Consider the following 18,037-nt stretch of genomic DNA (forward strand, 5'->3'; position numbering starts at 1 on the left):
GGGCCTACGCGTAGGCCGGATAAGTTTGTAGGCCCGGTAAGCACAGCGCCACCGGGCTCTAACGCCAATTAACGCGTGGCGTTCACCGCCGCGGTCCAGGCCTGGTTAAACGCCTGATGCTGGGAGGCCAATGGGCCAATCAGCGAGTTGTATTGGCTTGCCTGCTGCGAGGTCGGGAACTGAATACCGTTCGCCACAAAGCTCACCTGAGTGTTCTGCTGGGCCACAAAATCGCCCACCTGCACCAGCTGCTGGGTGAAGATCTGCGCCGCCGGGATCAGCGGTTGCATCGCGTTAGCAGGCTGAGTTACAACTTTGTTGTACACCTGATCGAACACAGGTTTCAGATCGTCGCCCTGCTTGAGCGCTGAGTGCGCCGCGTCGGCCTGCATTTTGGCATTTTCCAGCTGCTGGCTCAGCACGCCAAGCGCACCGTTCGCCTGACGCAGCGGCTCACGCTGGGTCATGTAATCCTGCGGCACGCGGATGGCGTTCACGCTGTCGACAACCGGACGCAGACCTGCATCCATCGCCTGGCTCACCTGCTGCGAATAGCCGTAGATCACCGCATAATCGGAGACGAACGGACCAAACTGTTTTTTCTGATCGGTGGTCAGCGTCGGCAGACGCTCGCCGCTCCGCATCACGGAATTTTGCAGGAAGTCGATGAACGCTTTGCGCTGATCGCCTTCTTTATCGAAACATCCACTCAGGCTAACTACCATCAACAACGCCGCCACGGACGCAAACCAGCGAGAGCAGGACTTTCCTGTCGCCATTTTCATACTCCTTCAGCCAAAAAAAGCGCAAACCGGCACACACGTGCCTGACGTTGACAAGGATAGTCGACACGGGCCTCACAGGATACCCTTTCCTGCGTTCATCATCGGAAAATTCCGCTCGCCGCCTAATGTTAATGATTTGTTGCCCGCATCACACTTCGTGAAATTGTTCTTTCCCGGCATTCAACCTATAACATCATGAATTAAAACTGCTTTATTCAGGTTTTTTGTGCGTGTGATCTTTCCGCGTACGATAATCGCACGCTTCCCCGGGCCAGCACGTTGTCGAAAAAGCGCGCGGGTGGTTTGATTGAATGAACGATTACCGGATTGATGTTCGATAATCGCACATTTTACCTCCCAGGAATCGCGACATGACAAAGACAACAACCGATATCCAGGCCTTTATCAACGAGCATCCGTTCACGAAATATCAGTGGATGATCCTCGTACTGTGCTTTATTACCGTGGCGTTGGACGGTTTCGACACCGCCATCATCGGCTTTATCGCCTCTGATCTCGTTCAGGAATGGGGCGTGCAGAAATCGGCGCTCGGCCCGGTCATGAGCGCCGCGCTGGTCGGCCTTGCCGTCGGCGCACTGACCGCAGGCCCGATGGCGGACCGTATTGGCCGTAAAAAGGTGCTGCTCCTCTCCATCATCGTGTTTGGTACGTTCAGCCTGCTGACTGCGGCAGCTACCAGCCTGAACCAACTGACGCTGCTGCGCTTCCTCACCGGCCTCGGCTTGGGTGCGGCCATGCCAAACGCCGCCACGCTGATGAGCGAATATGCGCCGGAGCGCCGTCGCGCGCTGCTGGTGAATCTGATGTTCGTCGGCTTCCCGATTGGCTCTTCGCTCGGTGGCTTTGTCTCTGCCTGGCTGATCCCGCACTACGGCTGGCAAAGCGTGCTGATCCTCGGCGGCGTGATGCCGCTGGTAATGGCTGTCGTGCTGCTGTTTTTCCTGCCGGAGTCCGTCCGCTACCTGGTTGCGAAAAACAAATCTCAGCAGCAGGTGGCAGCCATCCTGAACCGCATCGCTCCGCTGCCCGCAGAGACTCACTTTGTCCTGCACGAGGCGGGTGAAGTGCAGGAGAAATCCGCGCTGGGCGTGATTTTCTCGCCGCGCTACCTCGTCGGCACCGTGATGCTTTGCCTGACCTACTTTATGGGCCTGCTGATTTTCTACCTGCTGACCAGCTGGCTACCGCTGCTCATTCGTGAAACCGGTGCCACCATGAGCCAGGCCTCGGTGATCACCGCGCTGTTCCCACTCGGCGGCGGCATCGGCGTGCTGGTGCTCGGTGCGCTGATGGACAAATTCAATCCGAACAAAGTGGTGGCCGTCGGCTGGCTGCTGACCGGCGTGTTCGTCTGCCTCGTCGGTTTCTCGACCAGCAGCCTGGTATTGATGGGCGTGATGGTGTTTATCGCAGGCAGCATCATGAACGGCGCGCAGTCCTCCATGCCAGCACTTGCTGCCGGTTTCTACCCGACGCAGGGCCGCGCCACGGGCGTAGCGTGGATGCTCGGCATCGGGCGTTTTGGCGGCATTCTTGGGGCCTTCAGCGGCGTCTTCCTGATGCAGGCCGAGCTGTCGTTTGAAACGATCTTTATGCTGCTGGCTATCCCGGCGCTGCTGTCCGCCTCGGCATTGATGATTAAGTATCTCGTTACCCGCCCGACCCGTAACCAAACCCGCGACATCCCGAAAGCGACGCAAAAAGCCTGATCTCAACGGCGGGCCGCTGCGCCCGCCCTTTTGCGTTTTTTTACGGTCGATTTACAAAAAAAGCGCTGAACAACTTTCCCGGTTCTTTATCAGATAATTAGTTCTGTCGGGCCTCTGGCTGAAACGCGTCAGGCCAAATATATCGCACGAATAATCACTCCCGTGACAACACCTCACCCATTTTACTGACTACGCTTAATGAGCTTGCCAATAATAACAATCTCATTTGGCCCTCCAGAGGAGTTCTCAATGGAAGTTAAAGATCCGATGTCTGAACTGCTGAGTAGTCTGGAAAACATTGTTTTTAAAGACGAATCACAGAGAATTACCCTGACCCAAAAGCCCACTGCCTTTACCGAGTTTGAGCAACTGCGTAAAGGCTCCGGTTTAAAAATTGATGATTTCGCCCGGGCGATGGGCGTGAGCGTAAGCATGGTGCAGGAGTGGGAATCGAGACGAGAAAAGCCGACGCCCAGCGAACTGATGCTTATGCGCTTAATTCAGGCAAATATTGCCGGTAGCAAACACGTTGCCTGAGTAGCACGACCTTTCTGACCGCCCCCGCTTCTGCGGGGGTTTTTGTTTATAACGTCCTGAACTCCCAGCCTGTTTCTCGCCACTCCAACACGTGCGTGAGGCTCAGCGCCTGCAAAAATGCCTCATCGTGCGACACCACCATCATCGCCCCAGGAAACGCCGACAGCGCGGTTTCGATTGCCTGCGTGGAGGCCAAATCCAGATGGTTGGTCGGCTCATCCAGCAGCAGAAGCTGTGTCGCCTCCCGCCGCCAGAGCACGCCTGCCAGCGCCGCCTTCAGGCGCTCACCGCCGCTGAGTGAGGCGAGCGGCAGCGTGACCTTATCGGCGGTAAGCTGCAGCTGTGCCAGGCGGCTGCGCAGCACGCCCTCCTCGAGCGGCGTATCACCGAGATTCAGAAGTGACATGACTGAGAGAGACAGATCGAACTGGCTGAGATGCTGATCGAGCCAGGCCGCCTGAACGGAAAGCCTGCAACTCCCCGAAACGGGAGGGAGCAGCCCCTGAATCACCTTTAATAAGGTCGTCTTGCCGCAGCCGTTTGGCCCACGCAGGGCAATGCGCATCGGCCCCGTTAGCAGGATGTTCAGCGGCGGCAGGGCTGCGTGTGGCAGCACTAAATCCTTCAATTCCAGCACCTGTTTTCCTGCGGCAATTTGGCTGCCGGGCAACGTAAACATTACCGTGGCGTCCTCTTCCACCCGTTCACGAGCCTGTTTCACCGCGGCATTCAGGGCCTCATTTTGCTCGCTGTGCTGCCGACGAATCGTGCCCGGGCGTGCTTTGGCGGCACCTTTATAGGCCACACGCTCGAAGGAGGCGATATTCAGCGAATCCACCGTCCGTAATGTCTGCGCCGAACGTCTCAGGCTGGCATCGTGCTCTTTCTGCATTCGTGCGCGGGTGCGCCGACGCTCTGTGGCCGCATGCTCCAGTGCGGCGCGGGCCGCCTGTTGTTCGGCATCGCGCTGCTGCTGCCAGACGTCAAAATTACCGCCATAGCTGCGCAGCTCGCCTGCGGCCAGTTCCAGAATGTGCGGTAACTTGCTCAGCAGCTCGCGGTCATGGCTGGCAATCAGCGCTCCACCGCGCCAGCGTGAAAGCTGCTGCCAGAACCACTCCCGCCCGGCCCGATCCAGATGGTTGGTCGGTTCGTCCAGCAGCAGATAATCAGCCCCGGACAGAAACGCGCCGCAAAGCAGGGCTTTTACCCGCTCTCCACCGCTCAGGGAAGCCGCCGGAAGCTGTGGGTCAAAAACAGGTAAAGAGAGTTCAGCAAACCCGGCACTTAGCCGCTCCGCTAAATCCCAGTGTCCGTCCAGCAGATCGGCGTCTTCCGGCAGCATTTCACCTTTTGCCACACGGGCCATCGCCTCATAGCGATCGCTCAGACCAAGCAGTTCAGCCAGGGTGCAACCGGGAGGAAGTTGATGCTCCTGGGCAACGTAGGCAACCTGCGAGAAGCGCTCAATATGCCCCTGAGCAGGGAAATCGATATTTGCCAGCAGCTGCAACAGCCGGGACTTGCCGCTGCCGTTGCGCCCGACAAGACCGCACAGCGTGGATTCAAGCGAAAAATTCAGCGGACCAAACAGCACATCGCCCGTCGCAAACTGACAGGTGACCTGATGCAAAATAAAAGAAGGGGATTGCGCATAAAAATGAGCCATAAGCACTCCTGAATGAAATTAAAACCTCCCCGCCAACGCAATGCGTTGTGTCAGGGGCGAAATTCATCAGTCGTGATTGTTCATTTTCAGCAGAGACTCCGGATATGACGAGGGGTTCGTCGCGGCACAGGATAGCCGCATACGGCATGGGGTTTCAAGGCTAAATTTTCGCCATCAGGCATAAAAAAACCCGCGGCTGCGGGTTTCTGATTTCCCCTCTCCCGAGGGAGAGGGTTGGGGTTAGGGCATCAGACAACACCCGGCCCCACTTACTGCAGCAGAGAAATATCCGCCACCTGCAGGAACAGCTCACGAAGCTTAGTCAGCAGCGTCAGACGGTTGATACGCACGTCTTTATCTTCCGCGTTCACCATCACGTTCTCGAAGAATTCATCCACCGGCTCGCGCAGGGACGCCAGCTCCACCAGCACTTTCTGGTAGCAGCGTAATCCTTCCGATCTTTGCCTGTGGCATATTGAGGACAGGTACGTTAAGGCCAAAGCTGCCGGGCCTAACTTTATCGGGCCATCGACAGCAGGAACTGCACTGTCGATGAGTATCCCCCCGCCTGAACAGTAAAGCCGCCTGCCGTTTGCCGGGTAAAATATTCTGCAACACGAAGAAAGCGTATCCATGCCACCGGTGAAGTCATGTCCTCCAGTGACAGAAAAGGTAATACGGTCCTCCTGAGTCAGCCAATATCACTGGCCTTAATGCGGCTGACGCCAGCTTTCTTCATTGCCTCCCAGGCTTTGTCGAGCGAGCCATCAAGGTTAATTCCCCGGGTTGCATCTTCAACTACGCTTACGTCAAAACCGAGACTGGCGGCGTCAATAGCGGTCCAGCCCACGCAAAAATCGGTCGCGACTCCGGTAACGAAAAGATGCGCGATCCCGCGCTCGCGCAGATATCCCGCCAGCCCCGTAGGCGTCTGACCGTCCGCTTCTTTGAACGCGGAGTAGCTGTCCAGGTCGATATTATATCCTTTGCGGATGATCAGCTGGGCCTTAGTGATGCGCAGATCCTTACAAATCTTTGCTCCCCAGGTGCCCTGCACGCAGTGATCGGGCCAAAGAATCTGAGGACCATTGGGAGTATCAATGGTGTCATTAGGTTCTTTGCCATCGTGGGCGCTGGCAAACGAAATATGGCCATGAGGATGCCAGTCCTGAGTAACAATAATGGTGTCGAACTTCTCATAGAGGGCGTTAATGACCGGAATAATCTCATCTCCCCTCTCCACCGCCAACGCGCCACCGGGAAGAAAGTCATTCTGCATGTCGACAATAATCAGCGCACGTTTACCGCCCCCTCTTCCGTTGCGTGCTGTTTTCTGACGGTTTTCTGTCTGCGCAATCGCTCCGCCGCATGCGATCATGGCCGTGGCGCCAAAAGTTGCGGCAATCAAGTGTCTTCTCGACAACGACGGCAGACCTTCCCCCGCCGATGAGTCACACGGCGCATTCTGCTTTTGAGGAGGCGTAAAAATACCTTTCATTCCAATAAATCCCTTTGATAGTTAGCTCAGGTAAGCGGTCTTGAATGCCGTTTTTACAATGAGTTAACGGGACGGATCTATGAGATAAAAGGCAAGATCGATAAGGTATTTCTTTGGCGGGGTTATGCCGAAGAAAATCAACGTTGATGCGGCGCTCAGATACCGAAATGATGTATAGCTGCGGTTACAATAATCATCAGCCCAAATCCTGGGCTAACTCACGCAACGGCTATATTTATCCTTATCAAAACGCTGCTCGCTTTCAGCCAAAAATAAATTTTCGTTTATTCATTAAGATTGATCTTTTGGTGGGCGAGAATTTTCCAGAATGCATCCAGGCTGGTTGAAATGATAAAAGGTTATGTTACTTTTTGTTTCTCCTGGGAATAATTACTTTCAAAAAGGTGCATTAAATGGAACTTAAAAGAAAACCTCTCGCTTTACTGGTCTTACCGTTAATTTTCAGTGCTTATTCTGCCCATGCAAACATCGACCATATGTATATTAATGGACCTTCTTATATTGAGCGCGACAACTGGAGTGCTGAGTATAGCCTGGAGAATAAGGAGGATTATCGCGGTGCCGTTCACTGGCTATTAGCTGAGAATAGATTTTATCGTACGCATTATTTCAAATCTTATGGAGACACTGCTATCACAGGTTTTTCCATGGGATGGCTACCACATACATCACTGGTGCAGGCAGCCGTACAGGACAACGGAGAGTACCGAACCCTTTCCAGGAAATTTTGCCAGGAGGGCTTTGTGCTCGGCTGTACTCCGTTAAAAAGTAAGACAAACTACAATAAGGGTGAAATAGTTAAGGTTGATTTAAACTTTATGCCAGAAGGAGAAAATAAAAAGGATCAGCTAGAAACCGAATGGACCTTTGATCCTGCAACAGAAAGCTTGCTGAAAGGTGTTCAAATTAGCAAAGATAAATTCAGCCTTTCATTTACCGCACCTGAGCTGCAGAGAAGCAGCAAAGTTACTATTTTTAACCGGGTAAAAACACCCACTAATGAAGTCTTACTAAAACGCGACATCTGCCTGAGAGGTGCGGATCAGGGCTTCTGCATGGATATGGATAATGCTTTTAATGTTACACCTAAAGTAACCAGTTATGATTTTTCCGGTTTCACCGAAAACGTTGGAAAATTCGAAAAAGCCGACAGAGTATTTAATAAAGGGACGATTTTTACCTGCGTTGAAGAAGTAAAATGCAATAATCCAGATTTTACTCCAGTTAACGGTTCGAGCAAATGGCGAGCGGCCTGGGTGGAAACCTACTTTTAATTTCACGACCTGGTTATAAGCTATAGTTCCAAAAACCGGACGGTGACCGGTTGTTTATCGGTCACCGTCAGATTGCATTTGCCTTAAATATACGCAAATCGGTTACTGCAGCAGAGAAATATCCGCGACCTGCAGGAACAGCTCACGCAGTTTGGCCAGCAGCGTCAGACGGTTGATGCGCACGTCTTTATCGTCGGCGTTCACCATCACGTTCTCAAAGAACTCATCCACCGGTTCGCGCAGGGACGCCAGTTCGATCAGCGCATCCTGATAGCGGCCTTCGGCGAAGAACGGCTGCAGTTTGTCACGCAGAACAACCACGTGGGTTGCCAGCTTGATTTCCGCCGCTTCTTTCAGCAGGGAAGCATGCATGCTCTCGTTCAGCGTTTCGTCAGACTTAGCCAGAATGTTGGAAACACGCTTGTTGGCTGCCGCCAGCGCTGCTGCCTCTTCCAGGGTGCGGAAGTGGGACACCGCCTTCATGCGTGCATCGAAGTCCGCCGGACGGGTTGGACGACGTGCCAGCACGGCCTGAATGGTGTCAACGGTGAAGCCTTCGTCCTGATACCAGGCGCGGAAGCGGCCCAGCATAAAGTCAATCACCTCATCCACAACCTTCGCGTTGGTCAGCTTGTCACCGTACAGACGCACCGCTTCTTCGGTCAGCGTTTGCAGATCGAGGTTCAGGTTCTTCTCAACGATGATACGCAGCACGCCGAGGGCGGCACGACGCAGAGCAAACGGGTCTTTGTCGCCTTTCGGATGCTGGCCGATGCCGAAGATGCCCGCGAGGGTATCCATTTTATCGGCGATCGCGACAGCACAGGCTACCGGGTTGGACGGCAGGTCATCACCCGCAAAGCGCGGCTGATACTGCTCGTTCAGCGCAACGGCCACGTCTTCGGCTTCGCCGTCGTGACGCGCATAGTGCATGCCCATGATGCCCTGGGTGTCGGTAAATTCGAACACCATGTTGGTCATCAGGTCACACTTGGAGAGCAGGCCCGCACGCGTTGCGTGATTGACGTCAGCGCCAATCTGCCCGGCAATCCAGCCCGCCAGGGCCTGAATGCGGTCGGTTTTATCGCGCAGGGTGCCGAGCTGCTGCTGGAACAGCACGGTTTGCAGGCGCGGCAGGTTGTCTTCCAGACGCTTTTTACGGTCGGTGTTGAAGAAGAACTCTGCATCCGCCAGACGTGGGCGAACAACCTTCTCGTTACCGGAGATAATCTGGGTCGGATCTTTTGACTCGATATTGGTCACGAAGATGAAGTTTGGCAGCAGCTTGCCGTCGTTGCCGTAGACCGGGAAGTACTTCTGGTCGCCCTTCATGGTGTAGACCAGCGCTTCCGCAGGCACCGCGAGGAATTTCTCTTCGAACTTCGCGGTCAGCACGACCGGCCATTCCACCAGCGAGGTGACTTCTTCCAGCAGGCTTTCACTCAGGTCGGCGTTGCCGCCGATTTTGCGTGCTGCAGCTTCGGCATCTGCTTTGATGGTGGCTTTACGCGCTTCGTAGTCAGCAATGACTTTGCCGCGCTCCGTCAGGATCTGCGGATACTGATCGGCGTTGTCGATGGTGAACTCCGGCTCGCCCATAAAGCGATGGCCGCGGATCACGCGATCGGAATCGATGCCGAGAATTTTTGCCGGAACGACTTTGTCGCCCAGCAGCAGGGTCACGGTGTGAACCGGACGCACGAACTGCACGTCGGACGCGCCCCAGCGCATCAGTTTTGGAATTGGCAGTTTGCCAAGCGACGTCGCCACCATATTTGGCAGCAGCGCTTCTGCGCTTTCGCCTTTCACGTGGGCGCGATAGAGCAGCCATTCGCCTTTGTCGGTTGCGATGCGCTCAGCCTGGTCTACGGTGATACCGCAGCCACGTGCCCAGCCTTCAGCCGCTTTGCTCGGTTTGCCTTCGGCGTCAAACGCCGCAGAAACCGCCGGGCCGCGTTTTTCAACTTCGCGATCGGGCTGCGCTGCCGCAAGACCCGCCACCTTCAGCGCCAGACGGCGAGGAGCGGCGAACCACTCAACGTTGCCGTGGGCAAGACCGGCGTTATCCAGCTCGGCCGTAAAGTTCGCAGCAAAGGATTCTGCCAGGCTGCGCAGGGCTTTTGGTGGCAGCTCTTCGGTGCCGATTTCCACCAGGAAAGTTTTTTCAGACATGGCCGCCTCTTATTTATTCTTGTTGCACATCGGGAAGCCAAGGGCTTCACGGGAAGCGTAATAGGCTTCTGCCACGGCTTTGGTCAGGGTGCGAATGCGCAGAATGTAGCGCTGACGCTCGGTGACGGAGATGGCTTTACGCGCGTCCAGCAGGTTGAAGCTGTGGGCGGCTTTCAGAATACGCTCGTAGGCAGGCAGCGGCAGCGGGTTTTCCAGCGCCAGCAGCTGCTGAGCTTCTTTCTCATACTGCTCGAAGCAGGAGAACAGGAAGTCGACGTCGGCGTATTCGAAGTTATAGGTGGACTGCTCCACTTCGTTCTGGTGGAACACGTCGCCGTAGGTGGTTTTACCCAGCGGGCCGTCGCTCCAGACGAGGTCATACACGCTGTCCACGCCCTGGATATACATCGCCAGACGTTCCAGACCGTAGGTGATTTCGCCGGTGACTGGCTTACACTCGAGGCCGCCAACCTGCTGGAAGTAGGTGAACTGCGTCACTTCCATGCCGTTCAGCCACACTTCCCAGCCAAGACCCCAGGCACCCAGCGTTGGGTTTTCCCAGTTGTCTTCCACGAAGCGAATGTCGTGGATGGTCGGGTCCATGCCCAGCTCTTTCAGGGATCCGAGATACAGCTCCTGAATGTTGTCCGGGGAAGGCTTAATCACCACCTGGAACTGATAGTAGTGCTGTAAACGGTTCGGGTTTTCGCCATAGCGACCGTCAGTCGGGCGGCGGGACGGCTGCACGTAGGCAGTCGCCATCGGCTCCGGGCCGAGCGCGCGCAGACAGGTCATCGGATGGGAGGTGCCAGCGCCGACTTCCATGTCCAGTGGTTGAACAATGGTGCAGCCCTGACGAGCCCAGTAATCCTGTAAGGTCAGGATCAGGCCCTGGAAAGTCCTGGTATCAAACTTTTGCATATATTTTCGTGCTGGATACGTGTGGAATTAAGGAAGCGTCAAGTATACCCGCTGGCTGCGAGATATACAGTATGAATGGCTTAGTTTGCCGAATATTGACGGAATATTGGGGAAACATAAGAGATTTCCCCCCGCGGCCCCTGCCGCTTAGCGCATCGAAAGGTGTAAAAATTGACCGTCTGCGTCAAAAGAGCAGATGAAACTCTCATTCTTCGGCGTATAGCCTTTTAGCTCATAGCTGCCCTGAAACTGCTCAAAGCCAGTCACATCAACCTTCTGCGCCCCCGTGTTGTAACGCAACGCCGCTTTATTTTTGCAGAGCTGCTCCATGTTGAGCGAACGAGTCGGGTCGATTTTCGCCCGCTGAGCCTTCTGTTCAGGGGCTTTTGACGCGCTGCACCCTGCGAGGGCCACGGCGAGCAGCAACGGCACGAAATACTTCATCATCATTTTGGGTAACGGCCTTATTCTTTGCCTGTTATTGTCGTTTTAAGACTAGAGTGTTTTTCTGACCCTGCATTCTGCGAATCGGTTCCCGGGCCGACAAGCAAACCGCAGTAAACTCAGAATTTTCCAAAGGGACAATGGCCGGGCTCACCGGTCAGACTTTTTTTAGTACCACACTGAGGAACCGATGTCAGGAAAGATTAACTGGGTAACCAACCTGCGAGGGATTGCCTGCCTGATGGTGGTGATGATTCACACCACCACTTGGTATGTCACCAACGCCCACAGCACCAGCCTGCTCAACTGGGATATTGCCAACCTGTTAAACTCTGCCTCCCGCGTCAGCGTGCCGCTGTTTTTCATGATTTCAGGCTATCTGTTTTTCGGCGAGCGCAGCGCCCAGCCACGCCACTTCCTGCGGATAGGCCTGTGCCTGCTCTTCTACAGCGCGATAGCGCTGGCCTACATTCTGCTGTTCACCCATATCAACGTGGAGCTGTCGCTGAAGAACCTGCTGCAAAAGCCGGTGTTCTATCACCTGTGGTTTTTCTTCGCGATTTTTGTGATTTACCTGCTCTCACCGCTGATTCAGGTAAAAAGCGTTAGCGGCTGGATGCTATTGGCATTGATGATCGTGCTTGGCGTGGTGGCGAACCCCAATACTGTGCCGGTGAAAATGGGCCAATTTCAATGGCTGCCGGTGAATCTGTACATCGATGGCGACACCTTTTACTACGTGCTCTATGGCCTGCTCGGCCGCGCGTTGGGGATGATGAACACCGACAAAAAACCGCTGACGCTGCTATGCGCGGGCCTGTTTGTGGCATCGGTTTGGGTGATTTCACGCGGCACGCTGCATGAACTGAAATGGCGCGGCAACTTCGCGGATACCTGGTATCTGTACGCCGGGCCGATGGTGTTTATCTGCGCCGTCACGCTGTTCATCTTCGTGAAAAACATGCTGAACAGCCGCGAACTACCGGGACTGAGCACTATTTCGCAGTATTCGTTAGGGATTTACGGATTCCACGCACTGATCATTCATGCGCTGCGATCTGGCGGCATCGAGCTGAAGAGCTGGCCGCTACTCGATATTCTATGGATTTTCTGCGCCACCATTGCAGGCAGCCTGCTGCTCTCAATGCTGGTGCAGCGGATCGACACTCGTCGGCTGGTGAGTTAGGGCTCGGGTGCGGGCGCGATGCAGCTGGCGGGCAGAGGTAAAACCGGCCGCCAGCGCCGCCTGCTCCATTCCGCTTCCCTGCAAAAGCCGCTGTTCGGCCAGCGCCAGGCGGAGCTGCTCCAGATAATCCCTCACGCTAATCCCAAGATGTTGCCTGAACAAACGCGTCAGATGACGAGGCGTGACGTGCGCCCGTTCAGCAATATCCGCCAGCGGCCAGGCGCGCTGAGGGGCCGCCGTCAGCGCATCCTGCGCCCGGTGAATGGCCGGGTGAAGATGATTGCGATAGCGCAGCCAGGGAGAAAGCTGCGGATCATCGCCGGAGCGGCGGAACCACACCACCATCTCGCGCGCCACCGCCATCGCACGCTCCGGGCCGTACAGCCGGTTGATAAGATGCAGCGCCAGATCGATACCCGAGGTGATCCCTGCGCTGGTCCAGATGCCTTTATCTTCAATGAAAATACGGTTCTCTTTGACGATAGCCCCGGGTGCTGCGGCCTTCAGGCGCGTAATCACATCATGATGGGTAGTGCACTGCACGCCGTGCAGCAACCCGGCCTTCGCCGCCAGCAGCGAACCGGAGCAGACGCACATCAGGGTTATCTCGCGAGCATGTAGCTGCGGCTGCTGGCGCGTCAGCCAGCGGCGCACCTGTTCGGCCTGCCGCGTGGAAAAGAAGTGGTTTGAATCGCAGACGCCGGGCAACACCAGCAGGCTACCCGCCGGAAGCCGCTCCGGCAGCGGCTCAATATTACCCATCGTCATGCCGATAGACGTCGGCACTTCCGCATCCGGCCCGATGTAGTGCAGGCGGAACGCATCCCCCGCCAGCACGAACGTTTCTGCAGGGCCGGTCATATCCAGCGACAGCACCCCAGGCAACATCACGAACCAGACGTCAGTAGTCATAGCGATTCAAGCGTCTCCGCAACGGTTTTCACAGTGGCAAAGCGCCCTTCCAGCACGGTTTCGGTGTGGTGGCGCAGTGTCTCCACGTCCAAAGTAACGCCTTTGTGAGTCATCGGGAAGGTCAGCGTCGCTTCGGTGACGAAAGTGACCTGATAGCCGAGATCGGAAGCCACGCGCGTCGTGGTTTCGCAGCACTGTTCGGTGCGCAGTCCACAAATAATTAGATGGTTGATGTCACGGCTTCGCAGCCAAAAATCCAGCCCGGTATCGGTGAATGCATTGTGCACATGTTTGTGAAAAACAACATCCGGCTGATGGCGTAAAAAGGACATTGGCTTGACGAAGCCACTCTCCAGGGAGAACGCGCCCTGCTCATCGACGTGGAAGATATCCACAATCGGCACGTTACGCTGCTGGCAGCCGGCAATTAGCGTCAGCATCGATGCCTGGAAGGCAGGTAAATCGGTGGTTTTCCAGTAATCACGATGTTCGAAGGACTGCTGGGTATCAATGTTAATCAATGCGGTGCGGGACATGGTCAGACTCCTGTTCGTGTCGGTGTAAACACATTCTGGACACGAACAGGTGGCCTGATAAGGTCAAAAAAGGACAGCCAACCGCCGCTTCAGGACATCAGCGGTTTGAGCTGCTGATAAAGCTGACGGAAGGTTTCACGGCGCGACGCATAGGCGGCATTCTGCGCCGCATCAGGCTGATGCGTTTCCTCCAGCGCGAGCTGCGGCAGCAATTCGGAGTACGGTTTGCCTGGGTGCATGGCAAGCTGCGCAAGGCGTGCCGCCCCCAATGCCGGACCAACGTCACCGCCGGTGCGGTAGTCCAGCGCAATGCCGCTGATATCGGCCAGCATCTGCCGCCAGTATGCGCTGCGCGCCCCACCACCTATCAGCGTCACGCTTTGCGGCCTGATGCCGCAGTCATGCACCACGTCCATCCCGTCTGCCAGCGCGAAACCCACGCCTTCCAGCACCGCCTGCGCCAGCTCCGCCGGGCCGTGTTGATGGGTCAGACCGAAAAAGACGCCTTTTGCGTTCGGGTTGTTGTGCGGCGTACGCTCGCCGGAAAGGTACGGCAAAAACCATACCGGATCGGCATTTTTATCTGCCGTTTGCGCGGCAGCCAACAGCGCAGGAACGTCTCCGAGGCCGGTCAATTTCGCCGCCCAGTCCAGACATGAAGCCGCGCTCAGCATCACAGACATCAGATGCCAGCGGCCCGGCAGCGCGTGGCAGAAACTGTGCACCGCGCTCTCTGGCTTGCTGAGGAAACCGTTGCTGACGGCAAAGTAAACGCCTGATGTACCAAGGGATAACATCGCCTGGCCCGCGTCCGCCATGCCGACGCCAACGGCGCCCGCGGCGTTATCGCCCCCGCCTGCGACAACGGGCACGGCAGGCATATTCCATGCCTGAGCTACCGACGGCAGCAGCGCGCCTGTGATATCGCTGCCTTCAGACAGCGCAGGCATGTTGTCGCGCGCTAAGCCGCACGCCTGAAGCATTTCATCACTCCAGTCGCGTTTTGCCACGTCCATCCACATCGTGCCTGCCGCGTCTGACATGTCGCTGGCAAACTCACCCGTGATGCGCAGCCGCAGGTAATCTTTCGGCAACAGCACCTTATCCACCTGGCTGAACACATCAGGTTCGTGGCGCTTCACCCACAGCAGTTTGGGGGCGGTAAAGCCTGGCATCATCAGGTTACCGGTAATCTCGCGGGAGCGAGGCACCGCCGCCTCCAGCATTGCGCACTCTTCCGCGCAGCGCCCGTCGTTCCACAGAATGGCAGGACGCAATACGCGTTGCTGTTTGTCGAGCAGCGTTGCACCGTGCATCTGCCCGGCAATTCCCAATGCTTTAACCTCTGCCAGCGAATGCTGGGCACCCAGCGCTTTCATCGCGCTATCCGTGGCCCGCCACCAGCTCTCAGGATCCTGTTCGGACCACAGAGGATGCGGCCTTGATACGGTCAGCTTCTCCGTTTGCGTGGCCAGCACGTCGCCCTGCTCGCTCAACAGAATGACTTTTACCCCGGACGTGCCGAGATCGATCCCGATGTACATAAGGCGGCTCCTTGATTAAACAATGCCGGATGGCGCTGACGCTTATCCGGCCTACAGATTTTGTAGGCCCGGTAAGCGAAGCGCCACCGGGCAATCAGGCTTTACTTATCAAACAGATAATAATTCACCAGGTTCTCCAGCAGCTCCTGATGCCCGCTGTGGTGCTGTGGTGAAAGGTTATGCTGTTCGGCGTATTTCGCAATGTCCGTCAGCGACATCTGCCCTTTCAGGATCTGCTGACCCAGCTCGCCGTTCCAGCCTGCATAACGACGCGCCACGCGCTTATCCAGCTCGCCGTCCTCAATCATGCGAGCCGCCACCTTCAGCGACAGCGCCATGGTGTCCATCGCGCCGATATGGCCGTAGAACAGGTCATATTTATCGGTGCTCTGGCGACGCACCTTGGCGTCGAAGTTCAGGCCACCGGTGGTAAAGCCGCCCGCTTTAATAATTTCATACATCACCAGCGCATTTTCTTCCACGCTGTTCGGGAACTGATCGGTATCCCAGCCGAGCTGCGCATCGCCGCGGTTGGCGTCCACCGAACCAAACAGGCCCAGCGCGATGGCGGTGGCGATTTCATGATGGAAGGAGTGACCCGCAAGCGTGGCGTGGTTAGCCTCGATATTGAGCTTAATCTCTTTTTCCAGACCGAACTGCTTCAGGAAGCCGTAGACCGTCGCCGCGTCATAGTCGTACTGATGCTTGGTTGGCTCCTGCGGTTTTGGCTCGATGAGCAGCGTGCCACGGAAGCCAATTTTGTGTTTATGCTCTACAACCATCTGCATGAAGCGGCCAATCTGTTCGCGCTCCTGGCGCAGGTCGGTGTTGAGCAGGGTTTCATAGCCTTCACGCCCGCCCCACAGGACGTAGTTTTCGCCGCCGAGTTGATGGGTGGCGTTCATCGCCGTGACCACCTGCGTGGCGGCCCAGCTGAACACTTCCGGATCGGGGTTGGTGGCGGCACCTGCGCCATAGCGCGGGTTGGTGAAGCAGTTGGCGGTTCCCCACAGCAGTTTTACGCCGCTCTGCTGCTGTTTTTCAGCCAGCACGTCCACCATCTGTGCGAAATTATTCAGGTACTCTTTCAGCGACGCGCCCTCTGGCGACACGTCCACGTCGTGGAAGCAGTAGTAAGGCACGTTCAGCTTGTGAAAGAACTCAAATGCCACGTCGGCCTTACGTTTTGCCAGCGCCAGCGCTTCGCCCGGCTGCTGCCACGGGCGGTCAAACGAGCCCACGCCGAACATGTCCGCCCCGTTCCAGCAGAAGGTGTGCCAGTAGCAGGCCGCAAACCGCAGGTGGTCTTCCATGCGCTTGCCGAGCACCAGCTCGTCCGGGTTGTAGTGGCGGAAAGCCAGCGGATTTTGCGTTTTCGGGCCTTCATAACGGACACGATCGAGTTGGTCGAAATAAGCTTGCATAATTGAACTCCATTGGACGCGGCGAATACCAGGTTGTGCGGTAATACTGTTACCTGTTTTGCGGTTGCTCAATTACGTTATTTCACACTGCTATTAAGAGAATCCACAAACGTGCGCTGGCTCGCAAAATATCCAGGCGTGATTTTCTTTTACGACCGACCTTCCATACATCCATGCAACAAAAGGCTGAAACGATTTAAAATTCGATCGCGGTCATAATTCAACAAATAAACCAAATATCGTAATCCGAAGATAAAAATCTGTAATTGCCAGAAATCTTACCCGTGCTAAAAATTTGCAGCGTATCCATCGTATTCGTTTCTTTTTTCGCCAGTCATACACCCTACATACTTACAAAAGGCCCTACGATGATGAAGATGAAAAAACTTTGCCTCACGCTCTGCGCCTCACTGCTGCTGACAAGCTTTGCGGGCATCGCTAAGGAAGTGAAAATCGGCATGGCAATCGACGACCTGCGTCTTGAGCGCTGGCAGAAAGATCGCGATATCTTTGTGAATAAAGCCGAATCCTTAGGTGCCAAAGTATTTGTCCAATCGGCTAACGGTAATGAAGAAACGCAAATGTCGCAGATTGAAAATATGATTAACCGCGGCGTGGATGTATTAGTCATTATTCCTTACAACGGCCAGGTATTAAGCAACGTCATTAAAGAAGCGAAGCAGGAAGGCATTAAAGTGCTGGCCTACGACCGCATGATTAATAATGCGGATATTGATTACTATATTTCTTTTGATAACGAAAAAGTCGGTGAAATGCAGGCGCAAAGCCTTGTTGAGAAAGTGCCTCAGGGCAACTACTTCCTGATGGGCGGCTCACCGGTGGATAACAACGCCAAGCTGTTCCGCGCCGGGCAGATGAAGGTGTTAAAACCTTACATCGACGACGGCAAAATTAAAGTCGTGGGCGATCAGTGGGCCGACGGCTGGCTGCCGGAAAATGCGCTGAAAATCATGGAAAATGCGCTGACCGCCAACAGCAACAAAATTGATGCCGTCGTCGCCTCCAACGATGCCACCGCAGGCGGTGCGATTCAGGCCCTGAGCGCCCAGGGGCTGGCAGGCAAAGTCGCCATTTCAGGTCAGGATGCGGATCTCGCGGGTGTGAAACGCATTATTGCTGGCACCCAGACGATGACGGTTTATAAACCCATCACCGAACTTGCCAACACCGCCGCCGAAATTGCGGTAGAACTTGGCAACGGCCAGCAGCCGAAATCCGACGCCACGCTCAATAACGGCCTGAAAGAGGTGCCAGCACGCCTGCTCACGCCGATTGAAGTGAATAAAACCAATATCGACGCCACCGTGATTAAAGACGGCTTCCACAAAAAGAGTGAACTGTAATTCCGCGCGCCCCTCTCGCG

15 protein-coding genes and 1 pseudogene are annotated in these 18,037 nt (G+C 55.6%); 5 read left to right on the plus strand and 11 right to left on the minus strand.

Going from position 1 to position 18,037, the window contains the following annotated elements; translation table 11 throughout:
* Positions 1-68: 68 nt before the first annotated feature.
* Positions 69-779 (minus strand): DUF3053 domain-containing protein, encoded by a 711-nt coding sequence (locus CRO87_RS07510; RefSeq protein WP_097162321.1) that lies wholly within the window; start codon positions 777-779, stop codon positions 69-71.
* A gap of 377 nt (positions 780-1,156) precedes the next feature.
* Between CRO87_RS07510 and CRO87_RS07515 the strand changes: the two genes are divergently transcribed.
* Both CRO87_RS07515 and CRO87_RS07520 read left to right on the plus strand, forming a co-directional pair.
* A complete protein-coding gene (locus CRO87_RS07515; protein ID WP_097162322.1) occupies positions 1,157-2,515 on the plus strand; it encodes an MFS transporter in 1,359 nt (452 codons plus the stop codon).
* A gap of 249 nt (positions 2,516-2,764) precedes the next feature.
* Positions 2,765-3,052: an HTH-type transcriptional regulator gene (locus tag CRO87_RS07520; RefSeq protein WP_097162323.1), complete on the plus strand. Its 288-nt coding sequence runs from the start codon at positions 2,765-2,767 to the stop codon at positions 3,050-3,052.
* A 46-nt stretch (positions 3,053-3,098) separates the two neighbouring features.
* On the opposite strand, the gene CRO87_RS07525 is transcribed toward CRO87_RS07520, so the two are convergent.
* From CRO87_RS07525 to pncA, 3 genes and pseudogenes are all read right to left on the minus strand, one after another.
* Positions 3,099-4,721: an ABC-F family ATP-binding cassette domain-containing protein gene (locus CRO87_RS07525; RefSeq protein WP_097162324.1), complete on the minus strand. Its 1,623-nt coding sequence runs from the start codon at positions 4,719-4,721 to the stop codon at positions 3,099-3,101.
* Positions 4,722-4,990: 269 nt separating this feature from the next.
* A pseudogene (locus tag CRO87_RS07530) lies at positions 4,991-5,161 on the minus strand (DALR anticodon-binding domain-containing protein); the annotation flags it as partial.
* Between the two features lie 251 nt (positions 5,162-5,412).
* The gene (gene pncA, locus CRO87_RS07535) at positions 5,413-6,219 is read right to left on the minus strand and encodes a bifunctional nicotinamidase/pyrazinamidase (protein WP_217992665.1); all 807 of its coding nucleotides are present in this window, start codon (positions 6,217-6,219) and stop codon (positions 5,413-5,415) included.
* A 413-nt stretch (positions 6,220-6,632) separates the two neighbouring features.
* On the opposite strand from pncA, the gene CRO87_RS07545 reads away from it, so the two are divergent.
* Positions 6,633-7,514, plus strand: a complete 882-nt coding sequence (locus CRO87_RS07545; protein WP_097162326.1) for a hypothetical protein — start codon at positions 6,633-6,635, stop codon at positions 7,512-7,514.
* A 102-nt stretch (positions 7,515-7,616) separates the two neighbouring features.
* Here CRO87_RS07545 and glyS read toward each other — a convergent pair whose 3' ends face one another.
* From glyS to CRO87_RS07560, 3 genes are all read right to left on the minus strand, one after another.
* Entirely contained in the window at positions 7,617-9,686 is a 2,070-nt protein-coding gene (gene glyS / locus CRO87_RS07550; protein WP_097162327.1) for a glycine--tRNA ligase subunit beta, read from the minus strand.
* A gap of 9 nt (positions 9,687-9,695) precedes the next feature.
* The gene (gene glyQ / locus CRO87_RS07555; protein ID WP_004126458.1) at positions 9,696-10,607 is read right to left on the minus strand and encodes a glycine--tRNA ligase subunit alpha; all 912 of its coding nucleotides are present in this window, start codon (positions 10,605-10,607) and stop codon (positions 9,696-9,698) included.
* A 147-nt stretch (positions 10,608-10,754) separates the two neighbouring features.
* Entirely contained in the window at positions 10,755-11,057 is a 303-nt protein-coding gene (locus CRO87_RS07560) for a YsaB family lipoprotein (protein ID WP_097162328.1), read from the minus strand.
* 184 nt (positions 11,058-11,241) lie between these two features.
* Here CRO87_RS07560 and CRO87_RS07565 point away from each other — a divergent pair, with 184 nt between their 5' ends.
* Positions 11,242-12,237: an acyltransferase gene (locus CRO87_RS07565; RefSeq protein ID WP_097162329.1), complete on the plus strand. Its 996-nt coding sequence runs from the start codon at positions 11,242-11,244 to the stop codon at positions 12,235-12,237.
* Here the strand turns inward: CRO87_RS07565 and CRO87_RS07570 are convergent.
* The 4 genes from CRO87_RS07570 to xylA form a co-directional block, all read right to left on the minus strand.
* Complete coding sequence (locus tag CRO87_RS07570) at positions 12,193-13,149, minus strand: GlxA family transcriptional regulator (protein WP_097162330.1); 957 nt, start codon at positions 13,147-13,149, stop codon at positions 12,193-12,195. The two genes, CRO87_RS07565 and CRO87_RS07570, sit on opposite strands and share 45 nt — an antisense overlap.
* On the minus strand, positions 13,146-13,685 hold the full coding sequence (locus tag CRO87_RS07575; protein WP_097162331.1) for an isochorismatase family protein: 540 nt from the start codon (positions 13,683-13,685) through the stop codon (positions 13,146-13,148). The genes CRO87_RS07570 and CRO87_RS07575 overlap by 4 nt, the downstream gene beginning before the upstream one ends.
* An 89-nt stretch (positions 13,686-13,774) precedes the next feature.
* Entirely contained in the window at positions 13,775-15,229 is a 1,455-nt protein-coding gene (xylB, locus tag CRO87_RS07580; RefSeq protein ID WP_097162332.1) for a xylulokinase, read from the minus strand.
* Positions 15,230-15,330: 101 nt separating this feature from the next.
* Positions 15,331-16,653 carry a xylose isomerase gene (xylA, locus tag CRO87_RS07585; protein WP_097162333.1) on the minus strand — a complete coding sequence of 441 codons (1,323 nt, stop codon included), beginning with the start codon at positions 16,651-16,653 and terminating at the stop codon, positions 15,331-15,333.
* A gap of 371 nt (positions 16,654-17,024) precedes the next feature.
* Between xylA and xylF the strand changes: the two genes are divergently transcribed.
* Entirely contained in the window at positions 17,025-18,017 is a 993-nt protein-coding gene (gene xylF, locus CRO87_RS07595; RefSeq protein WP_097162506.1) for a D-xylose ABC transporter substrate-binding protein, read from the plus strand.
* Positions 18,018-18,037: the final 20 nt, after the last annotated feature.

It is taken from the genome of Enterobacter sp. CC120223-11, from assembly GCF_900215375.1.
Taxonomy (GTDB): Bacteria; Pseudomonadota; Gammaproteobacteria; order Enterobacterales; family Enterobacteriaceae; genus Scandinavium.